Raw genomic sequence first — 14,535 nt, 5'->3', positions numbered from 1 at the left:
TGTTTATCGTTACAGATGTTACTCTAAATCTTGTTTTACGAAGAGTACAACGAGTCAAAGAACTTGATTGCATCCAGAAAATATAGTATTTAAACAAGTTTCAATTACTCTTGCTCTAAAAATTGCCTAACGGTTACAATTGGGATATTTTTAAACGGATTTAAAACCAACAGGTCTTGATCACCACTAATAATTATTGTTGCTTGTCCATTAACAGCTAACTCTAAATATTTATCATCCTTTGAATCTCGACAAGCATTGATTGTTTCTTCAATATCAATAAAAATAACTGTTTCATGAAATCCAATTAAAAATAGTTGTCTTTCTCCTGGCGTAATATATTTATCAAACTTTGCTCTTGCTAAAACTTCTTGAATTTCTACCCAAATAGAGTTAGACATCAAGATGATTCCTGTAGTTCTCGCTTTATCCAATGCTTGACGAGGTTGGCTTGATTTAAACAGCAAAGCACTGACTATAATATTAGTATCTAAAACATATTTTTTTTGATTATTCATTTAGAATTGATTCTAAAATTTCTGGTGTCAATCCTCTAGCAACTGCTCTATCACTAATTTCATCCATAATTTTTCCCAAAAAATCCATTTCTCTAGTAACATCTTGATTAAAAAATAAGGCAATAAGAGTTTGTAGAGATTGCTTTTCTTTATTGGTAGCATTTTGGTAAGCTTGAGCAATTTCAGGAGTGACTTTAATAGTAATTTCGTTGTTAGTCTTCATAATTTAGAATTATCCACAAGCGCTGAACTATATATTATAATACAGCTTCAGTGTTTTACCATTGATGTATTTACTTTTGAACGCAATTTTTAAGATGTAGTATTCAAAGTATGTGCAATGACAAATTTATTTCTAAATGATGAACAAAACGAAAAAACTAGTGATGAGAATTTTGCTTGCTACACTTATAAACGAAAGTTAATTTTTTATCATTTATGTCTCACGAATTACCTCATGTTATTCCATCTCTTCAACCTGTAGTTGAAGAAACTTTTAGTGCTTACCAAACAACTCATGAATTTTATTACGAAGTCCAGCAGCGCTTAGAGTTTCAGCGTTATTGTGAATGGTATTACACCACAGCCGAACATCACCGTCAAGAACTAAAAAAAATGCGCGGCGAACTCAATATTTTCAAGTGGTTTCGCCGCTGTTGAGGGTTTTAGATAATTTCTAACTCATTCTCGCGTAAGTGGGCTTTAAATTTTTTACTAAACTGAACTAATATCGGCAAGTTAGCGCTTACAGGTCTACCTTGCCATTGAGTAACAATACCCATAACTTCGCCTTCTGAGCCTTTGAGGTCAAAAGCTTCACCGCGATATTCAGGATGATGATAAACTACTACCGATTGATTTACACGGACGCGATCGCCAACTTTCATAAGAACATTTACACCTAGCTTTTGCGGTTCCACAAGAATTTCCACAGCCATCCCTCAGCGAACTATCTTATTGAAAAAAGGACTGTTTACAACAGTTATTTTTCATATTGGATCTAGACAAACGCTCTATTTTATGCGTCTGCAACTGTTATACAAACAAAGCCTGACCATGCAGGCTTTGATCATAGTTAGTCAGCGACAAATGTCTCACTGCTTTTATCTCCTCATTGCACTTGTCCACGCTTGCGGGTGTCTCAGAAGCGCTTTTTTGAGGATTAGTCAGCTAAAGGGCTAAAAAAGACCCATTTTACTTTTGCTGTGCGCTTTAACAACAGTTCCAATTTTACATCAAATGGAATCCGTTCCTACATGCTGTGCTTGATGATAGTAGCGTTCATTAAATGAACAGTGCTGAGTTAAAAGACCGCGGGGTATCAACCTTCTCCCGATTATAAGATTCAGCCCACAAGGGGCGGGGCATTTACCATAGTGCCAAAGTGCTGAGTACTCTTTTTCTTACTCAGCACTCAGTACGCTGCTCAACTCCCGCTACCGCTAACAGCACTCAGCACTGAGTATAGTAAATATACTCTAAACGGCTACTTACGCTGTGAGCAGAATGACTGTACTGTTTGGGGTAATTTTCGACACATTGTTTGGAATGTTTGGGGATTTATTTGCCACCAAGCTAATAATCCTAGAGTTGTACCCCCAACGAGCAAAGCTAATAATCTGCCAATCATTACTAAAGGCTTACGTCGGTTAAGTTTCTTGATTGACGTTGGAATTGGCGGAGCGGTTGGTTTCTCTGTCAAATCCAAATCTAATAAAGCTTGAGCGCTTTCTGTCAAAGCCGGTTCTTCTACTTCTGGTGTTTCTGTTTCTACAATCTCTTCTGGCGGAGTTAATGAAGTAACTGGCACTAAATATTCTTTAGCAAGCCGACAAAGGGTTAGAACAACCGATGTATTATCATGACCATTTTTTTGGTTGGCAAGATTAATCAAATTATGGACAGTTTCTTCAACTGAAAGTTCGCCTGTTAACACAGGTATGGCAAAATCCTGCCAAGAGTGTTCTACCCAATGATTATCACTTAAACCATCAGAACACAGCAGTAATAATCCTTCTTCATCGATGATGAATCTTTGAATTGACAGTCGCAGTGATTCTGCATCTTTTGTGCCTAATGCTTGAGTTAAGGCCGTTGCATCTACTCTCTGGAGTGCTTGACGATAGAAACTCCTAGCAAAGCGGACTTCTCGCCAAGCTACATCATCATCTACTGTTAGTAACTGGCAGTAGTTACGAGTTATCCAGTAAGCGCGGCTATCTCCAATATTGGCTAAATAAAGCTCATGAGCATTATCAGATTGCCATCCAGAAATTGTTGCTATTTTTTGGGGTAATTGCAGCGCCATCACCAAAGTTGTCGCCATGCGTTCTCTACCCTGGCGTTTCTGTTCGTCATTGCGTGAGGAAATTAAATTATTTACTACCCGCAAACTAGCTTCTAATTGTTCTTGCAACAATTTTGGTGCTACAGGTTCAGATTGTTCGGCAACTTCTGCTAATAAGGCACGGATTTGTAATTTTAATGATTGTACTGCCATTTGACTGGCAACTTCACCGCCTTGGTGTCCACCGATGCCATCACAAACCATTGATAAGCGTGGCATTAATGGATTGTATGGTTCATCTGTATTGGGGTAGCAAGTATCTTCGTTTTGGGTTGGTTCTGTGCCGATGTCTGTAGCTCCTGCTGCCTGAAGACTTAGAGGTAATTCTGCTGCTGCTGAAAGTAAAAGAGTATTAAGTTGAGTGGTGATAGTTTCTAAATTTACTGCGCGATCGCACATTTGCTCAACTATGTTCTGCAATGATTGAGCTACTTGTGGTTGTGCTAATGCTATCCAAGACTGCCAAGACTGTCCTAAATTACGTAACCTGAGCTTTTCATCAGTTTGCGCCGGATGAAGTTCTAACAGTCTCACACACCAACCTTGCACCCGTAAGTTATCTGGAATTAGTAAACTTTGCTCAACTCCCAATTCTGCTAAAGGTTGCCAAAGTTGGAGAATTTGCCATAGCCAATAAACTTGTCTGACTGCTGTGGCTTGTTCCCAGACATCGGCTATGGTTGGGTAAAGATTGCCTGTCTCATCTATTGGCACATTTTCCAGCAACAGAATATCTTCTGCATCTGCTGCTAAAGCAGGAACAAACCCATAGACTTGGGGAAGATGTAAATGCTGTTGATAAAGTTTTAAATAAGGAATAACTGTTTTTGGTAAGTCTTGTGAAGCTTCTGGCGGTAGTCCTAGTTGAGTATCTAGCCAGATTTGCTGTTGGATAACTTCATATCTATCTGCAACTTGGGTTTCTGGTAAGATGTTGGCGGCTAGAGTGCCAGTAGCCCAGAGGTAACGGTGAATTAAGGGAGTTTGACAATTGGTACAGATGCGGTCTTCTATAAGATTAACCGGGCGATCGCAGCTAGGATTTATACAATAAATTATGCGTTGAGTAGAAATCATCATAAATAAGACTTACGCATTAACAAAAAATTTTGTCTAGATATTGGCAATCATTATAGGCTTACACACTGTATAAGAAGATTATTAACTGTAAGGTAGGTTACGCTGTCGCTAACCCACCATCCTTAAAGGTTTGATCATCCGGTGCAGACAAGATGCTCACACTACAAGACTTGTATTTAACACGCCGAGTGCAACTTTTTCTCAAACCTAACCCTGTTTTGTCACTCTTGGAAAACAATAATCGAAGCTTGATTCTGAAATTTTGATTTGATAAAGCTTTAAGTCAATATTTTCTAACAGTAACTAAAATTTGTAGCCAAAATCTGAAAATTAAAGCTCCAAAAGGCAGCCATTAGGTTTTACCAAAATAACAAAAACTTTGAAGCACCTCTAAGGCTCTAGCAATTGTTGATTTGCCCACATCATTTTTCCCAACTTAAATTAATGTACGCTACGAGTGTGCTGCTCTGCTTGTCGCAACTGTAATTCAAATTTCAGACTAATTCCAATCTTGCTCTTCTTTCTTACCGCGACTTTTGTAAATCCCCCCTACGTCGTGGATTTGGCGAGTTTTGGCAAAAAGTTCAGCTTCAGTCAAACCCCACTGCTGCAAGACTTTATCTAGGTCTTTTTGGATGTCTCGCGCTCCGGGAAAGCCTTGATAACGGATGCGTAGCCGGGCTAATTCTGCCAAATTATAGTCTGTTGCTTCTTGAGCGAGTAGAATATCAATAAAGGGGCGATCGCGGTTGTAAAGTGGATGTTGCTGGTCTTTACTTCCGTGCTGTTCTGCCATAGTTTATACCTTTAGTCTGATTATTAATTCATTCTGAGTCTAGAGTTAATATTCCGGTGATCGCCGGATAATTAAAGATGAGGGCAACCACACCTTAAGTCTTACGGCTCTCACCACTGCCAGCCAATATTAAATAAAGATACATTGTCTTTAAGAAAATACAAAAAGTTTTAATGAGGGTGAACATCATCTCACCCCAAGCCCAAGCAGCAAGGGAGCAAGAACCCGCTATGTTTGAACACTTCACTTCCGAAGCAATTAAAGTAATCATGCTCGCTCAGGAGGAAGCACGTCGCCTGGGACACAACTTCGTAGGAACGGAACAAATTCTCCTGGGTTTAATTGGAGAAGGATCGGGAGTTGCTGCCAAAGTGCTGAACGAGTTGGGCGTTACCCTCAAAGAAGCACGACGGGAAGTTGAAAAAATTATTGGTAGAGGTTCTGGATTTGTACCACCAGAAATTCCTTTTACGCCGAAGGTGAAAAACCTCTTCGAGCAATCGTTTAAAGAAGCTCATAGTCTAGGACATAACTACATCAACACAGAACACTTGCTTTTGGGATTAACCGAAGCTGGTGAAGGTGTTGCGGCCAAGGTACTGCAAAATCTGGGAGTTGACCTCAGGCTGATTCGGACTGCTGTCCTGCGTCGTTTGGGTGAAGATGGCAATAATGTGTCTGTGGGTGGCAATGGTTCACGGCGGAACCGGCAAGCACTAACCCTAGAAGAGTTTGGCAGAAATCTGAGCAAACTCGCCCAAGAAGGCAAGCTAGACCCTGTAGTTGGTCGAGAAAAAGAAATTGAGCGTGCTATTCAAGTTCTCGGTCGCCGGACGAAAAATAATCCTGTGTTGATTGGCGAACCAGGAGTTGGTAAAACTGCGATCGCAGAAGGTTTAGCACAACGTATTGTTAACCAAGATGTTCCTGAACTGTTGTTGAATAAACAAGTCATTAGCCTAGATATGGGCTTAGTAGTTGCAGGGACTCGCTTCCGTGGTGATTTTGAAGAACGCCTAAAAAAAATCATGGATGAAATCCGCTCGGTCGGTAATATCATCCTCGTGATTGATGAAATTCATACCCTCGTAGGTGCAGGTGGTACAGAAGGCGGCTTAGATGCAGCCAACATCCTCAAACCAGCCCTAGCGCGGGGTGAACTTCAGTGTATTGGTGCTACGACTATTGATGAATACCGCAAGCACATCGAACGCGATGCTGCTTTAGAACGGCGTTTCCAACCTATTTTGGTCGGTGAACCCTCAGTTGAGGAAACCATTCAGATACTCTACGGCTTGCGTGGCGCTTATGAACAGCATCACAAAGTAGAAATTTCTGATGCAGCCGTGTTAGCAGCCGCCCAGTTGTCAGATCGTTATATTAGCGATCGCTTCTTGCCAGATAAAGCCATAGACTTAATTGACGAGGCTGGTTCTCGTGTCCGGTTGCGGAACTCCCAGATTTCTGCCAACAAGGAACTGAAGCGTCAATTGACAAGTGTCACCAAAGCTAAACATGAAGCTGTTAGAATTCAAGACTTTGACAAAGCAGGTGAACTCCGCGATAAAGAATTAGAAATTGAAGCTGAGTTACACACAGAACAAACTATTTCTATCCCCATTGTTGACGAAGAAGACATTGCTCAAATTGTCGCCTCCTGGACTGGTGTCCCAGTCAATAAACTGACTGAATCGGAATCAGAGTTGCTGTTGCACTTAGAAGATACCCTCCATGAACGGTTAATAGGTCAAGAACAAGCGGTTACATCTGTCTCCCGTTCCATCCGGCGTGCCAGAGTTGGGTTAAAGAATCCCAAACGTCCAATCGCCAGCTTTATCTTCTCCGGCCCTACAGGAGTTGGTAAAACAGAATTAGCCAAAGCCTTAGCAGGCTATTTCTTCGGTGCAGAAGAAGCCATGATTCGGTTCGATATGTCTGAATACATGGAAAGCCACACCGTATCTAAACTAATTGGTTCGCCTCCTGGTTACGTTGGCTACGATGAAGGCGGACAACTCACCGAAGCTGTACGGCGCAAACCATACACAGTGCTGCTGTTCGACGAAATCGAAAAAGCGCACCCCGATGTCTTTAATATGCTGCTGCAAATCTTGGATGACGGTCAACTCACCGATGCTAAAGGTCGGCGGGTAGACTTCAAGAACACCTTAATCATCCTGACTTCTAACATTGGTTCTAAGGTGATTGAAAAAGGTGGCGGTGGTTTAGGCTTTGAATTTGATAATCAAGCCCAAGCCAGCTATCATCGGATTCGCAACTTAGTTAATGAGGAGATGAAAGCTTACTTCCGTCCTGAGTTCCTCAACCGATTAGATGAAATTATCGTCTTCACTCAACTAACTAAGGATGAAGTCAAGCAAATTTCTGACATCATGCTCCGCGATGTTGCTAACCGCTTGACAGAAAAAGGTATTATCCTCGAAGTCACCGAAGCATTCAAAGAATTGGTGGTACGCGAAGGTTATAACCCCAGCTATGGTGCAAGACCTTTGCGTAGGGCAATTATGCGCCTGTTGGAAGATTCCCTAGCTGAAGCACTGCTATCTGGTGAAATCAGCAATGGCGATACAGCTATTGTAGATGTAGACGACGACGGTCAAGTTAAAATCCGCAAGTCAGATACCCGTGAGTTACTCTTGGCGAATGCTTGCTAATTTTGACGCTCCATCACTGTGAAAGTAAAAACCCCCTGATTGATTTATCAGGGGGTTTTTGGCAATTCATCATGATAAGAGTTTACATACCGAAAATTTTTAGTGCGATCGCCAAGCAAGATTCTGATACCAATTTGAAGAATGATCGCTACAGATGTAGGTTGGGTTTCGTCCCTCAACCCAACGCCTTAAAACCTTGTAGATGTTGGGTTTCACTTCGTACCCTTCGGGAAGCAAGCTACTACCCAACCTACGCATCTGTCGCATTCTTTTTTTAAATTGGTATGATTTAGAATATTTTGTGAACTACCTACACTAACCTGACAATAAAGTGTAAGCTTCCCAATTCATTGGGGATTGCCTTGGTCTTCGTAGATTTTTTACGTACACAAGACTTTAGTCTTACATCGCCTCCAAGGGCAGAAGCGCGCAAACCTTCGTTTTTAAGATTAATTGCAGCATTAATGTCTCTATTATGTTGTTTTAGGTAAATGCACCACATTGTAAGGGCGCAAGGTTTTGCGCTCTTGCATTAAAAAGTACTGTAATTGCAGCGATCGCCTTCCTTGTTAAAATTGATCAAAGTTCTTTATTTCTAGAACACAATCGCCAAGCATGGGGAGGTAAATTATGATGTTGGCGAAATTGGCGCGAGAAATGACATACATGTTGATAGCCCAATACTCTCGCAATTTGTTCAACTGTCTCATCAGTATTTTTGAGTAAGCAACGAGCTTCCGCCATCCGACGTTTAACAATCCAGTTGTTGACAGTTTCTCCCGTTCGTTTTGCGACTCGATTAGTTAAGTAAGCAGGTGAATAACCAACCGCCTCAGCCACATCACTTAAAGTAATTCCTTGGCGGAAATAAGCTTCAATAAAGTCAAAAACATCTTTTAATTGCGGAATAGCGGGAAAAATCGACGTAGAATCAGGAGTGATAGCTGGATTCTGCTCTACTGTTACTGATTGTGGAGATTTCTGGACTATATTATTGCACCAATTTTTGAGAGAGGCTTGCTTTCGTAGTCGAGTAGCGATCGCTTTGAGCAATTCGTCCAGTGTAGAAGGTTTGGTAATATAGTCGTCTGCGCCTAATTCCATACCTTTACGAATATCTGCTCTAGTGTCACTACCAGACAGAAAAATGAAAGGAATACCTACTGTTAGCGGATTTTGATGTAACGCATTCAGAACACTGTAACCATCTAAATGAGGCATCATAATATCGCAAACCACCAAGTCAGGTAAATTCTCTTGTGCTTTTTGAATACCCACTAAACCATTTTCAGCACCTATAGCGTCAAAACCTTCTAACTTAAGACCTTTTAAGTAAAGATTACGGGTAACACTATCATCTTCAATGACGAGTATTGTTTTTGATGATTTAGAAATCATTGTTCTGTTATTAACATTTGGTAGTAATTCTTTTTTGAGCCTTAAACAGGGATAAAACTAATTACTTACAGCAAATTCTTTGTCATTCCAAGCTAGGAATTTTGAGTTGTAAATACTCAATACTCATTGCTGTCGATTATAATAGTGTGGAATTAAGTAGAGATAAAGATGTTTCAAGTTTTACCTTTGTTTCTTTGAGTTTAGCAACCTGATGTTGCAAATTATCGTTTGTATCTCTTAATTCCTTTATCCACTTTTGAACGCTTAACTCTACTATTCCAATATTCTTATCTCGCACAAAAGCACAGCTAAATGTTTTACCTTGATCTTCTAAACAGTTAAACATTTCAAAGATATTTCTACTAAAAATATCCGACCTTCTTTAGCTCTGTTTTGACTAAAACTAGGGTGTGGGGTGTGAAGGGAGAAGAAAAAACTTTCTTTTTGTACACCCCACCTCAGAGCCAATAGGGTTCAAGCCCCCACTAATTTCCCCGACACCCGACACCCAACTTACAACACCCTTCTTTTTGACTAAAATCCAGTTATGCAGCGTTTGAGAAGATTTAGCTTAAATCAGCCAGTTTTTGCTCATAAGTTAATCCTCTTAATTTTTCTTAACTCACCCAGGAATCTAATATAGAAAAATCTAATTTTCTATCCGCCGAAAGAAATACATTATGTTTTCAATTTTTTTATAAGCATTGCTGCGCCATCTTCCATAAGATAGGGCTTTGATTGAGAAATTGAATAAATATCACTTGGTGGCTAATAGCACTAAAAAATAAGCAAAAAGCCACATAATCAACTACATAATGCTAGACACGGAAGTAAAATAATTTGCCTTTAATTTGCATAGTTATGGGATGCAATTTGAATGATTGTTAGCTTACTTGATGTAAAAAATCATATTAATTTATTTAAGTTTAATGTGACACAACTTGCTAATTAACGCAAGATTTATGCAACTTAGCAGTTTAGCAAATACCACAACTGCGAAAAAATTGGTAACGGCATCAAAAAATTTTTCATTGCCAATAAGTATTAATTTCCCTTACTCTGGTTTCCATAGGTACTGCTTTAATTTTCTCCACTTTCTCAACATTTTTTTACTGAACTGAAAAGCCGCACAAACATCTACTGTCAAATCAGCTTGGTCATGTCCGTAAGATAAGCAACAAGTTTTTTAGTGCTATGTATCGCTAATTATCTAAGTTCATATTCAAGAGCTTTGTGCAAGTATCGGGAATCAAGTGAAAGCAATGAGTCAAAATTATACTGATTCTAATTCTCAGCAAGTTACTACTGAGGTATATCAAAAATTGCCTACAAACAGTACAAAATATATAGAATCTCCGTCAAGAGATTCACACCAACTTGACCATTTGGAGCATCAAAGGGTGGCTCAAACTTTGTTACCCAACGATGCTATCTCTACGCTCACAGTTGCGGAAGCGATCGCCCAAATGCTGGTTAATTTAGGTATAAGCAGTGCCTTTGGTATTGCTGGGGGTGCAATGGCCAGCCTATGGAATGCCCTATCAAACAGTAAAATGCAAGTGCTGAACTTTCGCCATGAAGCGGGTGCGGCTTTTGCTGCTGTGGAAGCTTACTTTGCCAGCGATCGCCCCACTGTAGTATTTACCACAGCCGGGCCAGGCATTACCAACGCCCTCACCGGGTTATTTGCGGCCCGTGGTGAAGGTGCAAAAGTGATTCTGCTGTCGGCTTGCACCTCAGCACCGCAACGCGGACGCTGGGCGATTCAAGAAACCAGCAGCTATACCTTACCTAGTGGTGGAATCTTCACCTCAGGTGCATTGTTTAACTATGCCATCACTGTCGAGTCTGCTGCCCAACTCCCTCAAGTTTTCCGCAAACTAGCCCTGGGTTTAGCCCAACCAGGAGGATTTGTCGCCCACTTGAGCATTCCCACATCTGTGCAAACAAGTTTAGTAGAAGGCATTTCCTGGCCACAACTAGATGTTGATGCTTATCAGATTACTGCTCAAACAGAAAAAGTCGCTAAATCTGCACAGTTATTATTCTCAGAATCATTTGCTATCTGGGTTGGTTTTGGGGCGCGGAATGCAGCTGACGAAATCTCCAAACTAGCAGAGAAAACAGGGGTAGCCGTGATGTGTTCCCCTCGTGGGAAAGGCATCTTTCCCGAAAATCATCCGCAGTTTGTTGGTGTCACAGGTTTGGGTGGTGATGCTTCCGTGATTACGTATATGGAAAAACAACCGCCAGCCCGCACCCTCGTACTAGGAACTCGCCTAGGGGAACCAACTTCTTTCTGGAGTCCGACAATGATTCCAGCCAAAGGCTTCATCCATGTAGACATAGATCCGGAAGTACCAGGAGTGGCTTATCCTCACGCTCATACTTTCTCGATTCAGTCTGATATCAAAGCCTATTTACAAGAACTTCTGAAGCATTTACCAGAAACTCCTCGTCCTACTGAGTTGTTACCTAACCCCCAGCCTGAACCAATTGAACCTGGTTCAGACTATCCAGTGCGGCCAGAAGTATTGATGGCCGCAATTCAAAAGATAGTTGTTGAGGGTAGTGATGCAATAGTATTGGCAGAGTGCGGTAACTCCTTTACTTGGTCAACTCATTGTCTGCGCTTTACCGAACCCCATCGTTATCGAGTCAGCACCGGAGTTGGTGCAATGGGTCATACTGTTACAGGCGTAATTGGTGCAGCCCAAGCTTGTCGAGGTAAAGCCGTTGCCATTGTTGGTGATGGGGCGATGCTCATGAATAACGAAATCAGCACCGCCGTAAAATATAAAATCCCTGCGGTTTGGATTGTCCTCAATGATGCCAGATATAATATGTGCCATCAAGGCATGAAAATATTGGGATTAAAAGGTGCAGATGCAGAGATTCCCCCAACTAATTTTGCGATGATTGCTCGTGGTATGGGTGCAGAAGGAGTCGGAGTCTTGAGAGAGTCTGATTTAGAAGCTGCCCTAAAACAAGCGATCGCATCTCAAGTTCCCTTTGTCGTCGATGTTATCATCGATCCTGATCGTCCTGCACCTTCTGGTGGACGGAACAAGAGTTTAGCAGCTCAAGGTGTCAAAGCCAACGGCTCAAATATTATTAAAACTTCAGCCCACCAAGTTTCCTTTCCCTTAGTTTAACCTTCCGGCTGGAGCATTTTAGGTCGTTGGCGATCGCTGGCTAAAAAGCTTTCTTTTTAGTCGACATTCATACCACAAATATTCAGCTTTAACCAGTTTTGTATCTTACCAAAATGGCAAAGTTAGCTAGTCCTTTGCTATTTAGCTAATTTTGCCGCCTTCTTTTCCATTAATTAATCACTAATTAAGTAGAAAGGTGCAAATAAACCGAACTATGTAACGGAAAGTAAAGTAGCTTGAAAACCTCTTCCCTTCTGCCTTCTGCCCTCTGCCTCCTGCCTTGTCATAACGACAATTTTTAACACCGATCTACTTACCCTAAATAATTCACAATCAAGATGTGAGAAATCAAAATGCAGCTATTTGAAACTGTTAGAGAAATGGGTCACGAGCAAATACTTTATTGTCATGGTAAAAATCCTGATATCAGAGCAATTATTGCCATCCATGACACTAGCTTAGGGCCAGCGATGGGAGCTACAAGGCTCTATCCTTATATTAATGAAGAAGCTGCTTTGAGAGATGCTTTACGGCTGAGTCGGGGTATGACATATAAAGCTGCTTGTGCCAATATCCCCGCTGGTGGAGGGAAAGCAGTTATTATTGGTAATCCCGAAGATAAAACAACAGAAATGTTAAGAGCCTATGGACGCTTTGTAGAAAGCCTTAAAGGACGTTTTATTACAGGTCAAGATGTCAATATTACCCCACAAGATGTCCGCATAATTAAACAAGAAACTAATTATGTAGTTGGTGTAGAAGAAAAATCAGGTGGCCCCGCACCAATCACCGCTTTAGGAGTATTTTTAGGCATTAAAGCTGCTGTAGAATTTCGTTGGCATAGCCAAAGACTTGAAGGCATGAGAGTTGCTGTGCAAGGCTTAGGTAATGTTGGCAAAAACCTTTGTCAGCATCTACATGAGCATGGTATTCAACTTTTTGTTACTGATATTAACCCAGAAAAAACAGCAGAAATAAAACACCTATTTGGTGCTACTGTTGTAGAGCCAGAAGAAATTTATGCTTTAGATGTAGATATATTTTCTCCCTGTGCAATGGGTGGAATTATTAACAGCACCACAATTCCACTAATTCAAGCCAAAATTATTGCTGGTGCTGCTAATAATCAGCTAGAAAATGAACGTTTACATGGACAAAGACTGGTAGAAAAAGACATTCTCTACTGCCCTGATTATGTAATTAACGCTGGTGGCATTATCAACGTTTATAACGAAATGATCGGCTATGAAGAAGAAAAAGCTTTTAAGCAAGTAAATAACATCTACGACACACTTCTGAAGATTTTTAGCATTGCTCATCAGCAAGAAATTACTACTAATGATGCTTCCAAAAGATTAGCAGAAGAACGGATTTTGAAAGCCAGAATTAGTAAAAACCAGCAAATTGCTGCGTAAAAATGAGCGATTTATTACTTTGAGGGGCGACAAACGAATGGAAAAAAATACATTTGCAACATCAGCTTATATTGCTACTTCACCGGAAACAGCCTTTGAGTATCTTTGTAGTTTAAAAAACTTAGATGACTGGACATTGTTTAGTCGGATGAAAGAGCAAATTGACGAAGATACATGGCTCGGAACTGCATCTGGCTATCACAATAATCTTTACTATCACGTGAAGAAACTCGAAAACCCACTATTCTATGGCATTGAGTGGCACTGTGGATTTGAGTACAATCAATACTTCCAAGTATATCCCGTCTTACTTTTTCCACCCAATTATATAGAACCAAAAACAGACGAAGAAGGTGTGTATTTTCATTGGTTGAGCTTTGTTGATCCAAAACGACAAACACCAATGATTATGCAAGGAATTCACACAGTACATACTTCTGAGTGTCGTTCTCTCAAAGCTAATTTAGAACGCAAACTTGGTCGGACTACAGCAGCTAAAGGGCGCTACTTTATCGATACCGACACTATCTATATTGATGCTCCAGTAGAAATCGGAGTCAATTATTTAACAGATGTCAAAAATATCAATGAATGGGCGCATTTAGTACGTCCTGTAGGAGAAGTGAGCGGCTCATCGGGTGAGTTTTTGGATGAGTATAACCAAAAAGTCAAAATCTCGGTGCGTGTTCATAGCTTGAGCAAATACTACTTGTTAGAACAAGAATATTTTTATCCAGATTACGACTATTATCAGCGTTCTGTGGCACTGCTAATTCCTACCGCTTATGCTTTTGCTGACCCTGATGCTTCTGGTTTGATACTGCATCGGATTACTTTCTGGAAAGACGGAGAACAATTAGCACACGGCAAACTCCAGATTGAGGACTTCGGCGCTGAAAGCATGAACATTAAACGCCTTCTAGAAGGTAAAGCTGGCAACCTAAAGTCCTTTGACAGAGGAATGAGCTATGTACCAGTAGTAAAAGAGCCAGAATTAGTTGCTAATGGTCGTTAACTAACTCCTCGTGAAAAAAGCAGGGGAGCAGGGAGCAGGGGAGAAAAACCACCCACAAGGGGTGGGGCTTCCCTACGGGACGCTACGCGAACAACCAAGGGAGAAAAGGAGCAAGGGGGCTTTTGCCCACAAGGGG

Annotated in this window: 13 protein-coding genes; 6 read left to right on the top strand and 7 right to left on the bottom strand. The window is 40.9% G+C overall.

The genetic code is table 11. The features are described from left to right. Positions 1-104: 104 nt before the first annotated feature. Both IQ259_RS04275 and IQ259_RS04270 read right to left on the bottom strand, forming a co-directional pair. Entirely contained in the window at positions 105-518 is a 414-nt protein-coding gene (locus tag IQ259_RS04275; protein ID WP_193881310.1) for a putative toxin-antitoxin system toxin component, PIN family, read from the bottom strand. Then, complete coding sequence (locus IQ259_RS04270; protein WP_193881307.1) at positions 511-741, bottom strand: hypothetical protein; 231 nt, start codon at positions 739-741, stop codon at positions 511-513. The genes IQ259_RS04275 and IQ259_RS04270 overlap by 8 nt, the downstream gene beginning before the upstream one ends. A gap of 215 nt (positions 742-956) precedes the next feature. Between IQ259_RS04270 and IQ259_RS04265 the strand changes: the two genes are divergently transcribed. Next, positions 957-1,178, top strand: a complete 222-nt coding sequence (locus tag IQ259_RS04265) for a hypothetical protein (protein WP_193881305.1) — start codon at positions 957-959, stop codon at positions 1,176-1,178. A 5-nt stretch (positions 1,179-1,183) separates the two neighbouring features. Here the strand turns inward: IQ259_RS04265 and IQ259_RS04260 are convergent, their stop codons facing one another. The 3 genes from IQ259_RS04260 to IQ259_RS04250 form a co-directional block, all read right to left on the bottom strand. After that, on the bottom strand, positions 1,184-1,456 hold the full coding sequence (locus IQ259_RS04260; protein WP_193881302.1) for a ferredoxin-thioredoxin reductase variable chain: 273 nt from the start codon (positions 1,454-1,456) through the stop codon (positions 1,184-1,186). 548 nt (positions 1,457-2,004) lie between these two features. Further along, complete coding sequence (locus IQ259_RS04255) at positions 2,005-3,942, bottom strand: protein phosphatase 2C domain-containing protein (RefSeq protein ID WP_193881585.1); 1,938 nt, start codon at positions 3,940-3,942, stop codon at positions 2,005-2,007. 502 nt (positions 3,943-4,444) lie between these two features. Next, positions 4,445-4,741 (bottom strand): DUF3288 family protein, encoded by a 297-nt coding sequence (locus IQ259_RS04250; RefSeq protein ID WP_190587988.1) that lies wholly within the window; start codon positions 4,739-4,741, stop codon positions 4,445-4,447. A 230-nt stretch (positions 4,742-4,971) separates the two neighbouring features. Here IQ259_RS04250 and IQ259_RS04245 point away from each other — a divergent pair, with 230 nt between their 5' ends. Both IQ259_RS04245 and IQ259_RS04240 read left to right on the top strand, forming a co-directional pair. Then, positions 4,972-7,416 (top strand): ATP-dependent Clp protease ATP-binding subunit, encoded by a 2,445-nt coding sequence (locus tag IQ259_RS04245; RefSeq protein ID WP_193881582.1) that lies wholly within the window; start codon positions 4,972-4,974, stop codon positions 7,414-7,416. A gap of 71 nt (positions 7,417-7,487) precedes the next feature. Beyond that, positions 7,488-7,694 (top strand): hypothetical protein, encoded by a 207-nt coding sequence (locus tag IQ259_RS04240; RefSeq protein ID WP_193881300.1) that lies wholly within the window; start codon positions 7,488-7,490, stop codon positions 7,692-7,694. 301 nt (positions 7,695-7,995) lie between these two features. Here the strand turns inward: IQ259_RS04240 and IQ259_RS04235 are convergent, their stop codons facing one another. Beyond that, positions 7,996-8,814, bottom strand: a complete 819-nt coding sequence (locus IQ259_RS04235) for a response regulator (protein ID WP_193881297.1) — start codon at positions 8,812-8,814, stop codon at positions 7,996-7,998. 136 nt (positions 8,815-8,950) lie between these two features. Then, positions 8,951-9,160, bottom strand: a complete 210-nt coding sequence (locus IQ259_RS04230) for a hypothetical protein (RefSeq protein ID WP_193881294.1) — start codon at positions 9,158-9,160, stop codon at positions 8,951-8,953. Positions 9,161-10,076: 916 nt separating this feature from the next. Here IQ259_RS04230 and scyA point away from each other — a divergent pair. The 3 genes from scyA to scyC all read left to right on the top strand — a co-directional run bounded on the left by scyA (position 10,077) and on the right by scyC (position 14,399). After that, positions 10,077-11,969, top strand: coding sequence for a scytonemin biosynthesis protein ScyA (gene scyA / locus IQ259_RS04225; protein WP_193881291.1), 1,893 nt, complete (start codon positions 10,077-10,079; stop codon positions 11,967-11,969). 353 nt (positions 11,970-12,322) lie between these two features. After that, the gene (gene scyB, locus IQ259_RS04220; RefSeq protein WP_193881288.1) at positions 12,323-13,384 is read left to right on the top strand and encodes a tryptophan dehydrogenase ScyB; all 1,062 of its coding nucleotides are present in this window, start codon (positions 12,323-12,325) and stop codon (positions 13,382-13,384) included. Positions 13,385-13,421: 37 nt separating this feature from the next. Beyond that, positions 13,422-14,399, top strand: coding sequence for a scytonemin biosynthesis cyclase/decarboxylase ScyC (scyC, locus tag IQ259_RS04215; protein WP_193881285.1), 978 nt, complete (start codon positions 13,422-13,424; stop codon positions 14,397-14,399). Positions 14,400-14,535: the final 136 nt, after the last annotated feature.

Origin of the sequence: Fortiea sp. LEGE XX443 (assembly GCF_015206815.1) — a bacterium.
In the GTDB taxonomy this organism is placed as follows: domain Bacteria; phylum Cyanobacteriota; class Cyanobacteriia; order Cyanobacteriales; family Nostocaceae; genus Nostoc_B.
Note: the sequence above shows the minus strand (reverse complement) of the source record. Positions and strands in the feature narration are given on the sequence as shown.